This is a genomic window from Mesorhizobium shonense (assembly GCF_040545255.1).
In the GTDB taxonomy this organism is placed as follows: Bacteria; Pseudomonadota; Alphaproteobacteria; order Rhizobiales; family Rhizobiaceae; genus Mesorhizobium; species Mesorhizobium shonense.
Genome location: NZ_JBEPLM010000008.1, coordinates 195,033 through 213,349, shown reverse-complemented (window position 1 = coordinate 213,349; position 18,317 = coordinate 195,033). Strand labels below are relative to the sequence as shown.

Below are 18,317 nucleotides of genomic sequence, written 5' to 3'. Positions count from 1 at the left end.
CCAGACTATTGATTGCACAACGAAAAAAGGCCGGGCGCTGCCCGGCCTTTTCCCTTGAAATTTGCAGAAGCTTAGAACTTGATCTTGAGGCCGCCCGAAATCGCCGTGACCAGATCGTTGCCGAAGTCGTAGCTGGCGTCGGTGCCGGCTGCGTAGCCGTTCTCGCCGACAACTATGCCCGAATGACCGCTGGTCATAACGCCGATAGCGCCGGCCAGCCGAACTTCGATATTTGGCTTAGGCGTGTAGGCGACGCCGCCGCCCAGCGTCCACGTATCCGTCTGCGAGCCATAGCCATGCGAAGTACCGCGATCCCACGAAAGTTGGCCCGCCGCGCTCCACTGGTCGTTGAACTTGTGGCCAATGCCGCCCGAAACCGTCCAACCGTCGCGGTACATCAGATCAAGAGATGTAACCTCGACCGGCGAACCTGTGAAACAGGCGGCTATAATTTGGCTGCCCTGAGGGCAAATCGCGACACTCTGCAACAGGCTCCAGTTAACCCATTTGATCGAACCGAAGGCAAGCCAGCCAGGTGCGATGCCCGACTGCAACTTCAGTTCAACTGAGTCCGGCATGGAGGTGTTTTCACCGTAGATCCCCGTGGGTCCCCTCGGCGTCGTGAGGGTACCGGAGATGTTGTCGAGCTTGACCTGCGAATTGTAGACTAGGCTCGCGCGCAATGCGATCTCAGGGATTTCATAAGCGACGCCGGCCCGCCAACCCCATCCACTGCTCGACAGATCGACACGGCCAGTTGCAACAACGGGCATGAGCGCGATTAGGCTTTCCTTAAAGCCATACACCTCTTGGTAGAATACGCCGCCAATGAACCGAAGCTGGCCTTTGCCCGCATCCATCTTATACGAACAAGTGGCCGCGTAGTTATCGCTCTTGATATCGGTTTCGATATTGGAAACAGCGCCGTTCCACATACCAGGGGCTACGTGCGCGCCCCATGGCTGCGAATAATCGACCATGCAATCGACGCCTTGCACAACCTGGACTTTGGCACCGATGCGAGGGACCCAGTAATCCTCAGCTCCGTCGGCCGTGCTACCTAGACCGAGATTGAGTCCCCCTGGGCCAAGTGCATTCTTGTATTTACGATCCGGCATCACGAAGGTCGCTTCCGCTTCCGTCGCGAACGGCGCCGGATCGAACAGCAGGTCAATGTCGTAGCCGCCGCGCTCCAGGCCGCCGGCATGCGCCGGATGCATTGCCGCTCCGACCAAGGCTAGCGAAAAGCACCCCGCGCCCAGCAGTGCTTTGAGCCGCAAAAAATTCATGGAGTCCCTCCCCGAAATACCAGTGGGGCAAGCTAGAACCAATTCGGGTTAACGGCGCAACTACGAATTCAAGAGTTGTACACGTACACCTTGACAGCTCGCATTTTTGCCATGGTGCCCGGCCGCGAAATCGAGCCTAATCGCGGCTTAACAGGCATCAAATGGCAGGAAAAAGCTGCAAAAACCTTTCAATACAGCCCAAAAACAGGCCATTTTGGGAGAAAATGGGCCCCATTGTTACATTATGGCAACAATGGGGCGCAAAGTTTCCGTTTACGTCAAAATTAACGCAACGGCATGCCTATCTCCGATTGAGATTCCGCTCCGGAAAGCTGCTCTCCGACGGGGCGAATCTTGTCCCTCAGCCGGCGTCGCGAACCCTGGTCAGGGCGAGCGAAAGCTTCTCTTGCGCCTCGCGATATTCGGCGAGCTTCTCGCGCTCGGCCTCGACCACCTCTTCCGGCGCGTTGGCGACGAACTTCTCGTTCGACAGCTTCTTGTGCAGGCGGGCGATCTCCTCGGTCACCTTGGCCAGTTCCTTCTGCAGGCGCGCAGCCTCGGCTTGCAGGTCTATCAAGCTGCCGAGCGGCAGGCAGATGGTCGCTTCGTTGAGGACGATCTGGGCCGAGCCCTTGGGCGGCGTTTCCGCCAGCGATATGCTGCCGACACGGGCCAGGCGCTTGATTGCCTGATCGTGGCGTTCGAGCCTCTCGCGCGTCGTCGCGTTGGCGCCGATCACCGCCAGGGGCGCGATCGCCGCCGGCGGCACGTTCATTTCCGAGCGCACCGAGCGGATGCCGGAAACAAGGTCGACCAGCCAGTTGATGTCGGCGGCCGCGTCGTCGTCCTCGAAATCCGGCGACGGCCAGGCGGCATGGCAAAGCAGCGACTCCCGCTCCTTACCCTCGCCCGCGGTCTGCGCCCACAGCTCCTCGGTCATGAACGGCATCATTGGATGCAAGAGCTTGTAGATCTCGTCCAGCACGAAGGCGACGCAGGCCCGGCTTTCCGCCTTGGCCGCCTCGTCCGTGCCCATGAACACCGGCTTCAGCAGTTCCAGATACCAGTCGCAGAACAGGTTCCAGACGAAGCGGTAGGCGGCGCTGGCCGCCTCGTTGAAGCGGTAGGTGGTGATGCCCTCGGTGACCGCGCGGGCCGCCCGCGTCAGCTCGGTCAGGATCCAGCGATTGACCGCGAGCTTGGCGTCGTTCAGCCAGAAATCGTCGTTCCTGGCGACTTCGTTCATCTCGGCGAAGCGCGTCGCATTCCACAGCTTGGTGCCGAAATTGCGATAGCCGGCGATGCGCGCCGGATCGAGCTTCACGTCGCGCCCCTGCGCCGCCATGACGGTCAAGGTGAAGCGCAGCGCATCGGCGCCGTATTCGTCGATCAGGTCGAGCGGGTCGATGACGTTGCCTTTCGACTTCGACATCTTCTGCCCGTTCTTGTCGCGCACCAGCGCATGGACATAGACCGTGTGGAACGGCTCCTCGTCCATGAAATGCAGGCCCATCATCATCATCCGGGCCACCCAGAAGAAGATGATGTCGAAGCCGGTCACCAGCACGTCGGTCTGGTAGTAGGTCTTGAGCTCCGGCGTCTGGTCGGGCCAGCCCAGCGTCGAGAACGGCCACAGCGCCGAGGAGAACCAGGTGTCGAGAACGTCCTCGTCGCGCGTCAGGATCTCGCCAGGCTGGAAATTCTCCAGCTTGTCCTCGACCCAGGCCTTCCAAGGGCCTTCCAGCGCCAGATAATATTCGATCGCCGCGGCGAGCGCCTCTTCCTCGGTCTTCTCGACGAAGACGCGACCGTCCGGCCCGTACCACGCCGGAATCTGGTGGCCCCACCAGAGCTGCCGCGAGATGCACCAGGGCTGGATGTTCTCCATCCAGTCGAAATAGGTCTTTTCCCAGTTCTTCGGCACGAAGTTGGTGCGGCCTTCGCGCACCGAGGCAATGGCCGGCTTGGCGAGCTCGGCCGCGTTGACATACCACTGGTCGGTCAGGAACGGTTCGATCGGCACGCCGCCGCGGTCGCCGTGCGGCACGGTGTGGCGATGCGGCTCGACCTTTTCCAGGAAGCCGTCGGCTTCCATCAACTCGACAATCTTCTTGCGCGCCACGAAGCGGTCGAGCCCGTCGAGCTCGTCCCAAACGGCCTGGCGCTCCGGCGTCACCTCGAGACCGGCGAGGAAGTCCTCATTGTCCTTGAGCTTGACGGCGGCTTCGACGGTCAGGATGTTGATCGCCGGCAGCTTGTGGCGCTTGCCCACCTCGAAATCGTTGAAGTCATGCGCCGGCGTGATCTTGACCGCGCCGGAGCCCTTCTCCGGGTCGGAATATTCGTCGGCCACGATAGGTATCTTTCGGCCGACGATCGGCAGGATGACGTTCTTGCCGACCAGATCGCGAAACCGTTCGTCGTCGGGATGCACGGCCACCGCCGTATCGCCGAGCATGGTTTCGGGGCGCGTCGTGGCGACGGTGATGAACGTCTTCGAATTCTCAGGGTCGAACACCGTACTTTCGACCGGATAGCGGAAATGCCAGAGATTGCCGTTGACCTCGTGTTGCTCGACCTCGAGGTCGGAAATCGCCGTCAAAAGCTTCGGATCCCAGTTCACAAGGCGCTTGTCCTTGTAGATCAGGCCCTCCTTGTAGAGCGTGACGAAAACCTCCAGCACCGCCTTGGACAGACCCTCGTCCATGGTGAAACGTTCGCGCGACCAGTCGGCCGAGGCGCCGAGCCGCTTCAGCTGGTTGAAGATCGCGCCACCGGATTCGGCTTTCCACTCCCAGACCTTTTCGATGAACTCCTCGCGCGTCAGGTCGCGGCGGTGGATCTGCCTTTCCATCAGCTGGCGCTCGACCACCATCTGCGTGGCGATGCCGGCATGGTCCATGCCGGGCTGCCACAGCACGTTCTTGCCGCGCATGCGCTCGAAGCGCACCAGTATGTCCTGCAGCGTGTTGTTGAGCGCATGGCCCATATGCAGCGAACCGGTGACGTTCGGCGGAGGGATGACGACGGTAAAGGCCTCCGCCCCTTCCTCCGCCCCGGCGCCGGCGCGGAAAGCGTCGGCCTCTTCCCAGATTTTGGCGATCTTCGGCTCGACGGTCTTGGCGTCGTAGGTTTTATCAAGCATGGAGGAAGTCCGAACTGTCGGGAACAAGCGTCCGGTGTAAATCGGAAGCTCTTGGCCGAGTCAACCGCGAGAAGGATAGGCGCGCCTCGCCCAGATAGGCTTGCCGCGATCGACGGCAATCCCGCGCCTCATCGCAAAACGATCCCGAGGCTGCATTTGCCGGAACAAAGACGCCGCCCGATGGCGGCGCCTTTTACCTCGAACGATCTGGCGAAATCACTGTGCGCCGCGCGCCACGCGCTCAATTTCCTCGCGCACCAGCCGCTCGACCAGCGTCGGCAGGTTGTTGTCGAGCCAGTCCTGCAACATCGGCCGCAGCATCTCCTCGGCCATCTCGTCGAAGGTCTTCTTGCCGCGGCTGGCGAAGGCATCGGAAAGCTCGCCGAACGCCGCCGCGACCTGACGGCCCACATGTTCGGACAGGATCGCCGGCCGGGCCGGCGGCAAATCGGCCGAGGATGGCCCCGAGACCTTGCCGGGGACCACGGTTTCGGCAGTTGGCGTGGCAAGATCCTCCTCGTCGATCTCGACTTCGGGCGCCGCTTCCGGAGGGCGAGTCGCCACCTTCGCTTTGACCGAGCTTCCGCCAACGGCAGCGATCTCGCGCCGCCAGTCGGCGACGATGGTATCGGCACTTTGCGGCGTCCCTGCTGCTGCGGCCGGAGCGCCGGGTTCGGCAGCGACGTTGGCCCCGACTTCGGCCAGGGTGGTGGGCGCAGGCGCGGTCTTCACGGGCTCGGGGCGCGTCTCGCCGCGCTCGACCGCCGGGTCGGAGGCCGCGAGCTGGGCCTGGATCTCCGCCAGGCTCACCGGCTTCCTGGGGGTGGATTCCGCGTTGAGCTCGGAACGGAAAGCGTCAACATCGGCGGCCGGCGCCGCCGCCGTCGGCTGCAGGTCCTGGCGCAAGTCGCCGCTATCGGTCGCGGGCTGCTTGCGGCCGGTGTCGCTGTCCTCGATGATCCTTCGGATGGAAGCAAGGATCTCTTCCATGGAAGGTTCGCGCTGTGCGCTGCTTGCCGTCGCCATCGTCACATCCGCCGCCCTTGTGACCTATTGCAGATTTCCATTCCGGTCCGGCCGGAATTCGAATCAATGGCGACAGCGTAACCGACCGATCGTCATCCGAGAATCCCCAATCTGGGGAGACATTGGATTTCAACAGATTAGCCGCCTCCGACGCCAGCAGCCGACCGGTTGGCTTTCAAATGCAAAAACGCCGCGCATCCATCGGATACGCGGCGCTTTTGGAAGCTTACAGGAAGGATCAACGGCCGTCCGGCGTGCGCAGTCCGATCCATTTGTCCTTGACGGCGTTGTAGTGCTCTTCCGGCTTGTATTTCGTGACCGCTAGGCCCAGCCGGTCGACCGACAGCCGGCCGATCGCCGACAGGATGGCGTAGCTCGCCACGACGACGTCTCGCTCGGAGCTGGCCTGGTTGATCTTGGCCGTGATGACGGCGTTCTGCGCGTTGAGCACGTCGAGCGTGGTACGCTGGCCGACATTGCGCTCCTCGATGACGCCGTTGAGCGCCAGTTGCGCGGCGGCGATCACCTGCCTGTTGGCATCCACGCTTTCGCGGGCCGCGGTGTATTGCGTCCATGCCGAAGCCACGGCCTGGCGCACCTGGTCGCGGCTGACGTCGACTTCGATACGGGCCTGGCTAAGCGATTCCTTCGATTGGCGAACCAGCGCCGAGGTGCGGCCGCCCGAATAGATCGGCACGGTGAGCGTTGCGCCGATATTGGCCGAATTCGTCGTCCCTTCGGACGACGACGATGCAAAAACGCCGGGCGTGGTGTTGCGGTACTGGCTCGAAATCCCGGCACTGGCTGAAAGCTGCGGCAAAAGCGCCCCTTCGGCCGATTTCACCGAAAACGCAGCGGCGTCGACAAGATGTTCCGTGGCAAGGATGGCCGGGTGCTCCGCGGCGGCAACGGTGAAGGCCGAATCGAGGCTCGTCGGCAACAACCTCCCAACCGGCGCGGCCGCCTTGAGCTTGCCCGGCTCGTCGCCGATGATCTGGTGGTAGGTCGCGGCACTGGCCTGCGCCGTCGCGCGGGCGGCACTGAGCTGGGCTACCGCGGTGGCGCGCGAGGCGTCGGCCTGAGCGACGTCGGTGCGGGTGCCCTCGCCGACCTCGAAGCGCGACCGTGCGGCGCGTGCCTGCTCGGTCAGGAACTGCAGGTTCTGTTCGGTCAGCACCGCGATCTGGCGATCGCGGATCACATCCATATAGGCGCTTGCCGCGTTGAACAGGATGTTCTCTTCGGTGTTGCGCAGGCTTTCTTGCGAGGCGCTGACCTGCGCTTCGGCGGCGGCGACATTGTTCTTGGTCTGAAACCCGTCGAACAGCGTCTGGTCGATCTGAACTCCAAAGTTGCCTGTAGTGATGTTTAAGGTCTGACCCAGGCTGTTGGAGTGGCTGCTCGTGTAATCGATGCTCGCCGATCCCTTGATCGTCGGGCGGTAGCCCGATTTGGCGATGGCAACGCCTTCATCGGTAACGCGGGTGCCGGCGCGGGCGGAGTTCAGCTGGGAATTGTATTGATAGGCCTTGGCGAGCGCGCCGGTGATGGTTTCTGCTGATGCGGTCAAGGGCGAAAGCGCTGTCGCCGAAACGAGAATGGCTACTAGAAAAGTCTTGTGTAGGGGCGGCACGTATTATCCCTCATTCGTTTTGCATGGGAACCGCGCCACGCAGCCTCTCCTTCCAGATCAGCCGGCGACGCGTTGTTATCGTTCCCCCGCTGACTGCCCGCCGAAAGTCCGGTGAAGCAAATCAGCAACGATTGTTCAGGCGCAAGCGATCACGACAGCGCCTTCGCTGCAAGGCAAAACCGCTTAAAATTCGAATGCATGGGCACGTTCGAAGCCCGGTAGTGGCTTAATTGCCGCATTAAATGCCCGTCTTCCGGTTACAACCCCCCCGGCCTTGAAAAATAGCCGGGCCACGCCAGAGTTGCCCTGCCCTTCGACCGCAACCAACCGTCCGTCCTCGGCGAGCTGGTCGAGCAATGCCGCAGGCACTTCCTCGACGCTGCCGCCAATGAAGATGACATCATAGGGTGCCTTCGCGGCATGACCTTGCGGCAACGGCCCGGTCATCACCGTCACGTTCTCGCAACTCAGCGTCGAAAGCGTCGACTTCGCGGCTTCAGCCAATGCCGGGTCGCTTTCCAGCGCAACCACCGATTTTGCGATTCGGGAAAGCAGGGCGGCCGAATAGCCGGTGCCGCAGCCGACATCGAGCACCGAATCGGTGTCGCTGATCTCGGCCAGTTGCAAAAGCTTGGCAAGCGGCGACGGTTCCATCAGGTAGCGGGCGCCGCTGCCATTGGCGCCGCCGGAAACACGGATGTCCTCGTCGATATAGGCGAGATCGCGTTGGCCGGCGCCGACAAAGGCTTCGCGCGGCACGGAAAGCATGGCTTCGATCAGCGGCGCGCTGGTCACGTCGGTGGTGCGGATCTGGCCATCGACCATCTTCACGCGGCGTTCGGAAAAATCAGCGTTCATGTCCCAACCAATCCGCTTCCGCGCCAGTTCGCTACCCGCATGAAATCAGCGGGCCAATTCGACCGGAACCTGACGCTCCGGCGCGACGGCGCCGGAGCCCGGGCATTTGGAGGCCTCGCCCGGAATCGAACCGGGGTGCAAGGATTTGCAGTCCTCTGCGTAACCACTCCGCCACGAGGCCTTCCATGCTCCCGGCGTTCCGAGCGAACTCATTATGTTGGCGGTGAAAGGTCGTCAAGCACCGGAAAATCATTCCCGACGCTTTCCCATGCGTCATCGGAAACGATGGTTGCCGATCGCTTGCGGCCGGTCTCGACGGCGTGTTCCAAGCTTTCCGGGTCTCTCCCGTCAGCTTTCAGTCCGGCCGGCGCCGGCGCTGCCACCAGACGACGAAGCGCCGCCTGTGGCGACGCACCAGCGCGAATTCGTAGGACAGGACCAGCAGGCCGAGCGGGATCATCCAGAAGCCGAGAATCGGCAGAAAACCGAGAATACCGCCGACGGTGAGCAGCACGCCGATCGCGATCCGCGCCCCCCGCGAGCGGGGCATGGTGAATTCGCGGCCCAAGATCGTGATCTTCCGCGCCGGGGCGCTATCGTCGTCAGTTGCCGTCATTCAAAAACCAGATCCCATCTGCGTGGCTGAAGCCGTCGGTACCAAAGGCAACAACCGGCCGCTTTGTTCCGTGCGAGTGTGAACCCGTTCATATGTGGGCACGCCGAAACGATGCCACAAATGGCCGCACGAAAAACTGGAGAAAAAATGCGAATTGCTGCTTTGCAAAGCCGAAAGGTGTTTGCTATAGGCTGCGCCACTCACATCAGAGCCTCCGTTCCCCGGTAGCTCAGTGGTAGAGCAACCGGCTGTTAACCGGTTGGTCGCTGGTTCGAATCCGGCCCGGGGAGCCAACAGTTTCAAAGACTTAGTAGATCCCTAAAAAGCTGCGAAAAACGGCCGATCTACAGCATATCTACAGAATCTGGTTTCGCTATGGACCTGTTCGGATGGTTGCCGCTATCAGCGTAACAGGGGTTCGATTCCCCTTGGCCATGCCAGACATTTTCAACGAGTTAGCCTTTTCACCAAGTTTTGGTCCGGATAGCGGACCCGAAAAGCAGCAGCGACCGTTGTTCGAACGATGTTTCGTTGGTCGTATGAGTCGTTCGACCGGATTCTTGCCTTGAGCGGCCGTTATGCCGACCAAATGAACTGATCAGGCAAGCGGATGATCCAATGCCCCGCAGAACAAAGCGCCAAAAGACGGTCGAGGAAGAACACACCCATCTCGCCATTAGACTGGAGCGCTGGGACGCGAGCGTCGAAGCTGCCATCAACTATAACGTCTATGTGCCGGAATCAGCTTGGAACTCCGATGCTGACGATCCGCTCTACCGGTTCACCGAGCAACTCACCGTTGGCGGGAAATCCATCTACCCGGAGGAACGGGCGGGCGATACCTATGAGGTCACAATCTATAGCAACAACCTGTACTCTGGCGACATTCGTGCGACGCTCAAAGACGTCCAGGCACGCGATGAACACGGCTCGCCCAAATATCGTCAATACCGCGGTCGGCAGATCCCGATTTACATCCCTCCCCCCGGCATGGGACTCATCGACAAGGTCCGAGGCGAGCCACGCTGGACGGTGTGGCTTCGGGTCTCTCCACGCTTTACGACCGAGGCGCTCGCACTGCTGCGCGACGAACGATCACTGTTTCTGGCTGTACACGAGCTCAAAAAGGGCCGTAGGCGCTGGGTTCAAAACTTGAGCTTGCAAACCACCGACCCCGCAGAACAGTAGATCGGGGAGCAATGAGAAAGAAAATGGACTGAACGCACACCCGTAAGATCGTGAAAATCTGTGATCCAAGATCTGCCGCTTCGATCAACTCGCCGGCCTTATTGGATTGCGCCCAATGGGCTTGGGACCTTTCCGATCCGGTTCAGCATTCTAGCCGTCAGTCTGATTCCGGCCCACTGCAGGACCTGGTGGTGCCCGGGCGGCTGCGCGGTGATTTTGGCACTCAGTAGCCTAGACCCGTGACGCGTGAAGACGGACCTTGTGATCTTTCCACCTTTCGCAGAACGCGCGGGTACGCTCAACGATCTCGGTATCCGGATTGACCACAAAGAAGGTACGACAGCTGTAAGCAGTCGCCCTCACCGCGATCGCTGGCATCGAAAGAGCCCGTAACCAACTGTCCACCTCGGCGTCATGCCCGCCTTTGAACCGACTATTGTGGTGATAAATTACCGCGCACCGCCCCGCGCTCAATTCGCGCACCTCCGAGAGAGGCATCTGCTTACCGAAGCCTGTGGCTTTCCGACGCCAAGCCTCATCGCCAACTAAGCCATTGTCCGGATCTGCGAAGACGAGGTCGCACTCATTCAAATGCGCAAGAGTCGTTTCAAACCAGTGCCGACGCCGAGCGCTCCGTTCAGGAGCTGTCAGTCCGGTCGGGACAGGTTCAGCGACAAAGCGCGCCTCGCTATCGAAAGCCCTTTGAATGGCCTGCACTGACCTTTCGTAAGGAACTACTTCCGCGAGAAAATCGAACAGCTCCGGATCGAGATTTCGCCAAACCGCAGGCATGGAGAGATAGGCCGTGTGCCTCCCGTCAGAATTGTGGCCTTCATTAGGATACAAGTACCACAATATGCCAAGTCGCCGACTAGGGGCGAGAGCACGCAATAGCCCAATTTTAATATAGTCCCCAATATCCCCAGCGTATCTATTTTGCATCTTGAAAAGGAGGCGCTGTGCTTTGCATTGGCGACGGATTCTGACCCTTCCGATACCCTTCAATTTCACGCCGCAGAGAAGCTATTTCAAGCTCGCTCTTGCGCAACCGGTCCAGCATTTCTTCCTGTATCGCACGCAATGTTGCAAGACGCTCTTCTTGAGAACCGCTCGCGCTCCGAAGCTCGGTTACGATCGATCCAACTTGCGCCACATTGCCTGATACGGCGTTTATATCGTTCCGAAGCCCGAAATAGAACGTAGCCCAAAGTGTCACAAGTGCAACGGCCGCAACCAATGCTCCAAGCCAACCAATCCGATTAAACAAATCTTTAGTCTGCTTTGCCTCCATCTGCGCCGCGAGCGCGTTCTCGGTGGCCTTATTACTAGCTTCCAGCGCTTCATTCGAAGCCTTACTAGCTCTATACGCTTCATCCGTAGCTATGGACACCATCTTTGGTATTGAGCTTCGAATCCCAATGCTAGGTTTTCCTTCAATCAGAGGCTTCGCAGCCTTCCTAAGGAACTCTTCGATGTCCCAGTGTTCGGAATGTTTCTCGCCGTCGGCTAGAGTGACCCGACCTAGCTTTGAGTCTGAGGTGGTCTTGGTGAACTCCACCCAAATCAACCCCTCCTTGATGGGGATCTCGTAGGGCTCATTGGTTAAATTGTGCAGCGGAATGCACAGCTTCCCCCAGTATCCAGGATCCACAAGGGGGCCAGTCCCGAGCAAAAGCCCTCGATGCACGTGTCTTATCTGCAAGTTGAAACGAAGACCAATATATCTCGGCAGTCTAAACTCCAAGTCACATTCTACAAAAACAATCGAATTCGCCGGAATCAGTAATGGCATGTCCGGCACTAGAACTGGAATCAACTCATTACTGTTTTGATCGAAGACATAGGCCTTGCTCCCAATTCTCCCCTCATAGGATGCTTTCTTAAGGCGAGCCTTTCGTCCTCCTCCCGTATAGAACGGAGAGATCATCCCAATCTTTTGAATATACTTTTCGATATGGTCCGCAGACAGCAACGATGGAGCGATGTCTGCTGAGAAGGGGTCAGGCTTCTTCAAAAATGACGCAGCCCTCCTGGCAGCTTCCACTGTCGACAAAGCAAGTATTTCTGGATCTTCCCCTTCAGATGTCAAGTCGGAATCCTCGCTGGCTCTACTAACTCCAATGCGGAGAATCCGAGCCCGTCAAACCTGCGGTTAATGGATCGCTCGACCTCATCACGGAGTGATAAGAGGCTGCGAACGCTATACTAGAATGGTCCGCCACCTCAAAGGAATACGTACCGACGACCCCAAGCTTGCGGTCCGCGCCAACATGCCCGAGCATGGATAGCTTGAGATAGTCGCCGATATCGCCAGCGTATCTATGCTGCAAGATGGACAACCCTATCAAAGTTTCTCATCAGACGGACGTTGCGGCGAGCCTTGGTTGCGTAACAATTTACGAAGGCTTGCGTTTTCGATTTCTAGCGCTCCGATCCGCGTTTCGAGATCCGATCTGGTCGCTTTGACCGTGGTCTGCAGGTCCTCAATTTGAACCCTTAACTGAGAAATGTCTTTCCCGAAGCCGGAGGCAGCTTTTACTGGCTCGCCTCCCTGTGACAAAAGCAAATTGTAGGCGGACTGCATAAAACTTCGGTTCGAGTAGATCTCGCTCATGAATATGATACCGAAAGTAATTATCAAAGATAAGGCTCCAACCGCGCCAACGCCCTGAACCCATCTCACGCCTCTTAAGGCTTTGGTCGCCTTTTTCTCTACTCGTTCGACGAAAGGTTTGATCGAACTTCGAATAGCGACTTCACGATCTAGATAGCGGTCATAGGCAGCCTTATGAAGCCATTCCAAGCCATCTGATATTTCCTTGTATTTTGGATAGTATCCATACTGTATTTTTCGATCTTGATTGTATGTTGTTCGGGTAAATTCAAGCCATATGAAGCCATCGTCTTCGTGGATGTAATAGTCTTCAGAAGTTAGATTGTGTAGCGGTATCAATAGACGACCGCGAAAGCCGGGGTCTACGAGCGGACCGGTGCCGAGAAGGAGTCCGCGGTGCACATGCTTGATCTGCAAATTAAAGCGAGCAGCTATGTATCTCGGTAGCCTGAATGTGACCCTGCTCTCCACGAAAACAATCTCGTTGGCTGGAACCCTAAGCCAGCCATCCTTCACCGGGATTCGCTGTATCCCCTTCCGGTCGTAAATGTACGCGTTCTTGCCGATACGGTCCTCATAAGATGCGTGCTTTAGCTTCTCCTGAGTCGCATGAAACGGTGAGATCATCGCGGTCTTTTCGACGTACCCGACTATGTCTTCGGCCGACAGCAAGGAAGGTGCGACTTTACCCCGCGTCTTGTGAAATGGGTCGTGATCAAACACGTCTTTTGCGATTTGATCTGCTTCTTCGTCGGTCCAGCTGAAAAGCTTGGGCTCAGGCGTAGAACTGGTCATCTTGAGAACGTCACTTCAGGTCTCTCGACGATTGAGAGGGGGTCAAAGCCGAACCAGTCGATCTTTTGATTGATCGCCGTCTCCACCTCAGAGACGAAGCTACGGACTCGACTCGTCGGCTGGTCGAGATCCTGTACAGGTCCAACGTAGTCCATGTGGTTGAGCACGATTCGATGCGGCGCATTTGCGCGGATGGCCCTTCGCACAAGTTCTCCATCGAACTCGCCAACCCGCCGCAGCTTCCTAGTAACAGTCGTATATTCCTTGAGATCGTCCGTGCGGAGAGACCGTTCTCTTATCTTCTCCCACGTGGTCTCTCCAGGCAGAGGACCCGAATCGCCAGCGACCCTTATCGGAAAGCTTCGAATGACCAGTGTGATGTCGTCAACGTGTCGAGGGCTGACGCCGGCTTCCGCCAGAGCTGCGGCAGCCGTTGTGGAGCGGGCCGTCGCCTTCGGCCAATAGCCTCCATCGAGCAGTGATAGGCCAAACCCCTGTGAGCCCTCAACAACGATCCTGCGATCGAGCTGGAGTCCGTTATGCAGTGCAGTTGTCGTATCGCGCAAAAACGGTTGGAGTAGGCCATGGTCCCGAGCGTGTAGAGCGTTGACGGGGAAATTTCCCGCCTCTCGGGCTACGGACGCCATAACGGCAGTGCCAACTCCGGATCCCGTCGAACCAATTGCCGAAATCAGTCCTGCGTTCGTCTCCCAAGCTTTGTGTTGCTCCGTGATGACGTTGGCGAAGTGACTGATGAATATGCGTTCCGCAGGATAGGCAAGGTCCGCGATCTCACGCAGTAAAATCTCCACATCCAAGTACGATCCGGCAGGAAAAACAACATCGACATTGCGATCAATGCACGCGGCAGGCATCTGCCGAAGAGCCCATTTTTTCCCATTGCGATCATATGCGGTATGGCCTGAGTTCGGCCCGCCAACGCGGACGACGGTTACTGGGCCACGGGTGCGCCGCACGATCTCGAGCGCGACCTTCCCTTTGCCTTCAGATCCAAATTGGCCACCTACTACTATGGAGATTGGCATGTCTTATCCCGCAACTCTGCAGCCAATTTCACAGCCCATGGACCTATGTCCTCCATACCCCCCTCGTTCAAGAACACTCGATGCGCCAGGGAACGCATGGATTCCACCTGCCCCTCAACTTCGGAACCGGCTACTGCATCGAAATCACCTTCGACAGCCCGTTTGTTGTATCTCCCGCGACGCATGTTCTCGTCAGCGTCAATATATACGTGGACATAGCTCCCGCCAGCACGCTCTGCAAGGAACGCATGGTCTTCAGGAAAACGGAGCCCGTCTACCACGACGGCTGAGGCCTCGCCGACACGGGAGAGTGTTCGCTCAGCTAGCCAGCGCTGTTTGCCTGTGCGATTTATTTCGTTGCCCAGTGCCTGTCGATTACTCCTATCCAGAGGCTGACCTCGAGCCCTCAACTCGTCATCGATCACGAGGCTGAACCGCGTGTACGCGAAACCTAGTTTTTCAAAGGCCCGTGCGACAGTCGTCTTTCCTGCGGCGATCGGACCACTAATGCCGATAATGGTCGGATGGGCCTTGCCATCAAGCTTTGGAATGATCAATGGCGGCTCCTCGGAGGTTCCCATGGCCTCTATGAGACCAGCCCAATGAAAGGAGCCTACCAGCGCCGAAGTGATAGCGTCGAGCTCATCATGAGACGCGACAGTCAAATCGCTGATGACACCAAAATCGGCGAGACCCAGCTTCAACCATTCGACACCGGCTCCCTTTCTGGGAATCCGCATGATGTCCTGCGCGGCGCCGGGATAGCTTTCAATAACCGGAACTCCAAGGTTCCTAAAAGATTCCGCTAGTCGGATGCCTCGCGCGGTCAGTTTCTGCATACTCGGTAACAGGCACGGATAGACGTTAACGCCGCGCCTCTTCAACTCCCGTTCGCATTCCCGCATGATTCCAAAGCGCTCTCTCCCGGGGTCGGCATCGTCGACGCTTGTTCGCCCGGCCGGAAGGCACAGTGGGGAGTCTATGGATACAAGGTCAGGTTTACTGCTCAGCGTGTGCCGGAGAATCTCTTCGTCAGTGAAGACAGTTTTGAAAGTCGCCTTCTTTCCTTCGAGCAAGCACCAGCCGGAGCCCCGAGCCTCAGAACCCGTAAGATCGATGCCAACGATGCGAGCGCTTTCTGCCGGACTACCTGCGAGAAGCTGATCAAAGTCAGGAGCGGACGACAGTTCGGTTCTGAGCCCGAACTGCGGGATTTCGATCCATCCGGATGGCGCGGCCCAGGTCTTAAAGGCTGCGCGTTTCAGAAACAGGTCCGGCTCGATCTGAAGCCTGTCAATAGCATGATCAAAGATGGCACCCATGGCCGCTATGTCCGCCCGATTGTACCGGACGAGGGTCTCCAACGCAGCGACGTCGCCACGTAGGTAACGATGCCAGAGCAGGACCGCAGCAAAGCCATCGACATTCTCAATTTCGCTACGCAGCGCAACACCCAGCTCTCTCTCAATCGCCTTTTGGCCCCCTGTGAGGCCCACGCGACGGCAGAGGTACATCAGATCAATGTGATGCGGTGGCAGCGCGATATCGGGGAATTCCTGCCTGATGAACCTTTGGTCAAACCGAATACCGTTGAAGGTAACGAGGGCAAGCGCATCCTTGGCATCTTCGCGCAATCGTTGATGGCTATCCCCCTTGATCATCGTGGAAGCTCGGCCATTGATGGACCACCCGATAACGGTGATCTCGTCGTAGTGATGGCTCAGCCCGGTTGTCTCGATGTCGAGAAACAGCACGCGCTCCGGGTATTGGCTGCAAAGCGCTAGTTGCTCCTTGAGGCGCAAAGGCAGGGCAGGCCGGCGCTCGCTCGAATTGGTTCTTGGCGTTCGAGCGAGCATCACACAGCATCCATGGCAGCGCCCAGGAATTTGGTCGCGTTGCGGGTAAAGGGCGCCATTTGAAGGATCTCGTGATCGGACATCGCATGTGCGACTAGGCTCTCAGTTGGCCTGATGGCTGGCACCCGCATCCTCCGATTGTTTCCCCGCTGTAGGCTACCTCTATCAGGTCCTTTTGGCGATAATTGGCGATTCGTTATACAAAGGATATTCGATACGGTCGTGACATGCACGGTGACCCATGAAGCGAAAGAAGTCGGAATACGTGGTTGGGAAGTACGATGTGACGATTGAGTCGATTGTCGACGATGTGTCGCGCCTTCACGACTACGGGTTCAGCCGCTCTACCTGGTATCGAGGTGCGAACTTGATGATGCGGCTTGGGTCCGATTGTGCGCTTGAACGCATGGATGCAAAGGCGAACCGGGCGCTCTCTCGGGGGGATCTCGCAATGTGCCATAAATGGCGAGATCTAATGGGAGTGATCCACGCAATCGAGTCTGACGAACCTCAACCGACGGACAGGCTTCATTAAGATTGAGCTAACGGCCCGGCGCCAGTTCTACCGACCAGGAACTGTGCTTGCCACCCAAAAGCGCGGCGAGTTCCTCGCAGAGGCCCCGGAGCCTGTCGTCGATTCTCCAAGGAGGATTGCAGATAATCAGACCGCTACCCGCTAATGTTACGCCGTCACGCCGATACGGACAGAATTCTGTGCGTAGGACACTATTAAACCCCGCTGCAGTTGCGGCGGCGGCGATACAGTCGCCTAAGACAGCATCTTTTATGGGGTACCAAATTGCGTAAATCCCAGTTGCCCATCTGCGATTTCCGGCTTGAAGCGCAGCCGCGATCTGATCCGGTTCGTCCTTTCGCTCAAATGGGGGATCTATGAAGACCAATCCCCGACGTTCCGGGGGCGGTAGCATCGCCCCTATTGCTTCGTAACCATCTCGCTGATGGACAGAAACGCGACGGTCCTTGCGGTATCGCTCCTTCAGCAGCCATCCGTCCTCCGGATGCAGCTCACACACGTTAAGGCGGTCCTTTTCCCGCAATGATTGTCTGACTAGCTCCGGTGAGCCGGGGTAGAGCCTCAGGGACTGTGCATTGAGGGATTCGAGAGTTTTCAAATACCTGGGCGCTGATAAAAGGGGTCTGCCGAAAATCCTATTCACGCCCGCATCACGTTCGTTGGTTCGCATAGCTTCATCTGAACACAGGTCGTAGACGCCTATACCCCCGTGAGTATCAAGCACGGCGAAGGGGGCGGGTTTCTGCAATAGGTGTTCAAGAATGAGCGTCAAGGCGGCATGCTTGAAGACTTCGGTGTGGTTGCCAGCGTGGAACGCGTGTCGATAGTTCATTCCCTTTCGATGCCTTTCCCTCGCATAAGCCACAGACTACTCCAGGGGTCTTAGATCGAACGGCGGCTTTAGAGAAGGTCGGAACGAACCGATCTGGCGCGATCACGCCAACGTTGGTTTCATCTGTCTAGCGCCGCCAACGAAGAATGGAACAGCGAACTCGCGGGATGTTGACCGTCAAATTGCAGCAGAACCTCGATGCGAAACGATCCCCGCCTCTTTCCGAAATTCGTCCACGAAACGAAGCATCTTGTCGTGACGGATGCGAGCCAGCTGCACCCCGGTGACCGTTTTGAAACCCGAAGCAAGACTCAAGAGTTTTGTGTGGAAGTGGTCGAGCGCATATCGGCTGTCATCATATGGCCGGCCCTTCGCGTCCGGGTCGGACAGGTCGTAGAAAGCTTGCCTCAGTCGGCCACTGACATAAAAGCAACGAGCAACGCCTACAGCACCTATTGCATCCAGTCTGTCGGCATCCTGAAGAATTCGCGCTTCTAGCGATCTCGGCTCTATCCGTGCTGAGAAGCTATGCGCCTCAATCGCATGCCTCACCGCTTCGATTTGATGAGGTTCCCAGTTTTCATCAAGCAGCAGGCTCTGTGCACGTGTCGCCGCTAGGCAGGATGCCTGCGAGCGGAGCGGGGAATTCTTCTCGACGGAAACGCAATCGTGAAGGAGACAGGCAGCGATAAGAACGTCGAGGTTCCCGCCCTCCTCAGCTTGAATCACCTGCACATTTCCCCAAACTCGGACGATATGCGCGAGATCATGCGAGCCGTCGCTATCATTGTCCAGTTTCGGCAAGAGAGAGGCGGCAAGCGAGCCATAGGGGGAAAAAGCGTCCCGAATCGAATTGATAACCGAGCTCTGCATTTGGACAAGAT

At 58.2% G+C, this 18,317-nt stretch carries 13 protein-coding genes and 2 tRNA genes; 2 read left to right on the top strand and 13 right to left on the bottom strand.

The genetic code is table 11. The features are described 5' to 3' along the window. Positions 1-71: 71 nt before the first annotated feature. From ABID26_RS21415 to ABID26_RS21385, 7 genes are all read right to left on the bottom strand, one after another. On the bottom strand, positions 72-1,289 hold the full coding sequence (locus ABID26_RS21415; RefSeq protein ID WP_292304261.1) for an OmpP1/FadL family transporter: 1,218 nt from the start codon (positions 1,287-1,289) through the stop codon (positions 72-74). Positions 1,290-1,650: 361 nt separating this feature from the next. Continuing rightward, positions 1,651-4,434, bottom strand: coding sequence for a valine--tRNA ligase (locus tag ABID26_RS21410; protein WP_292344529.1), 2,784 nt, complete (start codon positions 4,432-4,434; stop codon positions 1,651-1,653). Between the two features lie 216 nt (positions 4,435-4,650). Beyond that, on the bottom strand, positions 4,651-5,460 hold the full coding sequence (locus tag ABID26_RS21405; RefSeq protein WP_292371193.1) for a PopZ family protein: 810 nt from the start codon (positions 5,458-5,460) through the stop codon (positions 4,651-4,653). A gap of 238 nt (positions 5,461-5,698) precedes the next feature. Beyond that, positions 5,699-7,093, bottom strand: a complete 1,395-nt coding sequence (locus tag ABID26_RS21400; protein ID WP_292344036.1) for a TolC family outer membrane protein — start codon at positions 7,091-7,093, stop codon at positions 5,699-5,701. A 183-nt stretch (positions 7,094-7,276) separates the two neighbouring features. Continuing rightward, the gene (locus ABID26_RS21395; RefSeq protein WP_292339036.1) at positions 7,277-7,951 is read right to left on the bottom strand and encodes a protein-L-isoaspartate O-methyltransferase family protein; all 675 of its coding nucleotides are present in this window, start codon (positions 7,949-7,951) and stop codon (positions 7,277-7,279) included. Between the two features lie 107 nt (positions 7,952-8,058). Then, a tRNA-Cys gene (locus ABID26_RS21390) sits at positions 8,059-8,132 on the bottom strand. A gap of 174 nt (positions 8,133-8,306) precedes the next feature. Next, complete coding sequence (locus ABID26_RS21385; RefSeq protein WP_126099760.1) at positions 8,307-8,567, bottom strand: hypothetical protein; 261 nt, start codon at positions 8,565-8,567, stop codon at positions 8,307-8,309. Positions 8,568-8,785: 218 nt separating this feature from the next. On the opposite strand from ABID26_RS21385, the gene ABID26_RS21380 reads away from it, so the two are divergent. Both ABID26_RS21380 and ABID26_RS21375 read left to right on the top strand, forming a co-directional pair. After that, positions 8,786-8,860, top strand: a tRNA-Asn gene (locus tag ABID26_RS21380). A 325-nt stretch (positions 8,861-9,185) separates the two neighbouring features. Next, positions 9,186-9,755: a hypothetical protein gene (locus ABID26_RS21375; RefSeq protein WP_354416269.1), complete on the top strand. Its 570-nt coding sequence runs from the start codon at positions 9,186-9,188 to the stop codon at positions 9,753-9,755. 931 nt (positions 9,756-10,686) lie between these two features. Here ABID26_RS21375 and ABID26_RS21370 read toward each other — a convergent pair. The 6 genes from ABID26_RS21370 to ABID26_RS21345 form a co-directional block, all read right to left on the bottom strand. After that, positions 10,687-11,844, bottom strand: coding sequence for a dCTP deaminase/dUTPase family protein (locus ABID26_RS21370; RefSeq protein ID WP_292066329.1), 1,158 nt, complete (start codon positions 11,842-11,844; stop codon positions 10,687-10,689). A 255-nt stretch (positions 11,845-12,099) separates the two neighbouring features. Next, positions 12,100-13,164 carry a hypothetical protein gene (locus ABID26_RS21365; protein WP_292066332.1) on the bottom strand — a complete coding sequence of 355 codons (1,065 nt, stop codon included), beginning with the start codon at positions 13,162-13,164 and terminating at the stop codon, positions 12,100-12,102. Beyond that, a complete protein-coding gene (locus tag ABID26_RS21360) occupies positions 13,161-14,210 on the bottom strand; it encodes an adenylosuccinate synthetase (protein WP_292066335.1) in 1,050 nt (349 codons plus the stop codon). The genes ABID26_RS21365 and ABID26_RS21360 overlap by 4 nt, the downstream gene beginning before the upstream one ends. Beyond that, the gene (locus ABID26_RS21355; protein ID WP_354416266.1) at positions 14,195-16,066 is read right to left on the bottom strand and encodes a ribonuclease H-like domain-containing protein; all 1,872 of its coding nucleotides are present in this window, start codon (positions 16,064-16,066) and stop codon (positions 14,195-14,197) included. The genes ABID26_RS21360 and ABID26_RS21355 overlap by 16 nt, the downstream gene beginning before the upstream one ends. A 542-nt stretch (positions 16,067-16,608) precedes the next feature. After that, positions 16,609-17,433, bottom strand: coding sequence for a 23S rRNA (adenine(2030)-N(6))-methyltransferase RlmJ (locus tag ABID26_RS21350; protein ID WP_354416264.1), 825 nt, complete (start codon positions 17,431-17,433; stop codon positions 16,609-16,611). Positions 17,434-17,610: 177 nt separating this feature from the next. Then, on the bottom strand, positions 17,611-18,306 hold the full coding sequence (locus ABID26_RS21345) for an HD domain-containing protein (RefSeq protein ID WP_292066342.1): 696 nt from the start codon (positions 18,304-18,306) through the stop codon (positions 17,611-17,613). Between the last annotated feature and the right edge of the window lie 11 nt (positions 18,307-18,317).

What these genes read in the sequence shown, in the direction of transcription:
- ABID26_RS21415 (WP_292304261.1), bottom strand. Translation starts at nt 1,289, where the DNA reads ATGAATTTTTTGCGGCTCAAAGCACTGCTGGGCGCGGGGTGCTTTTCG.
- ABID26_RS21410 (WP_292344529.1), bottom strand. Translation starts at nt 4,434, where the DNA reads ATGCTTGATAAAACCTACGACGCCAAGACCGTCGAGCCGAAGATCGCC.
- ABID26_RS21405 (WP_292371193.1), bottom strand. Translation starts at nt 5,460, where the DNA reads ATGGCGACGGCAAGCAGCGCACAGCGCGAACCTTCCATGGAAGAGATC.
- ABID26_RS21395 (WP_292339036.1), bottom strand. Translation starts at nt 7,951, where the DNA reads ATGAACGCTGATTTTTCCGAACGCCGCGTGAAGATGGTCGATGGCCAG.
- ABID26_RS21385 (WP_126099760.1), bottom strand. Translation starts at nt 8,567, where the DNA reads ATGACGGCAACTGACGACGATAGCGCCCCGGCGCGGAAGATCACGATC.
- ABID26_RS21375 (WP_354416269.1), top strand. Translation starts at nt 9,186, where the DNA reads ATGCCCCGCAGAACAAAGCGCCAAAAGACGGTCGAGGAAGAACACACC.
- ABID26_RS21365 (WP_292066332.1), bottom strand. Translation starts at nt 13,164, where the DNA reads ATGACCAGTTCTACGCCTGAGCCCAAGCTTTTCAGCTGGACCGACGAA.
- ABID26_RS21360 (WP_292066335.1), bottom strand. Translation starts at nt 14,210, where the DNA reads ATGCCAATCTCCATAGTAGTAGGTGGCCAATTTGGATCTGAAGGCAAA.
- ABID26_RS21355 (WP_354416266.1), bottom strand. Translation starts at nt 16,066, where the DNA reads ATGCTCGCTCGAACGCCAAGAACCAATTCGAGCGAGCGCCGGCCTGCC.
- ABID26_RS21350 (WP_354416264.1), bottom strand. Translation starts at nt 17,433, where the DNA reads ATGAACTATCGACACGCGTTCCACGCTGGCAACCACACCGAAGTCTTC.
- ABID26_RS21345 (WP_292066342.1), bottom strand. Translation starts at nt 18,306, where the DNA reads ATGCAGAGCTCGGTTATCAATTCGATTCGGGACGCTTTTTCCCCCTAT.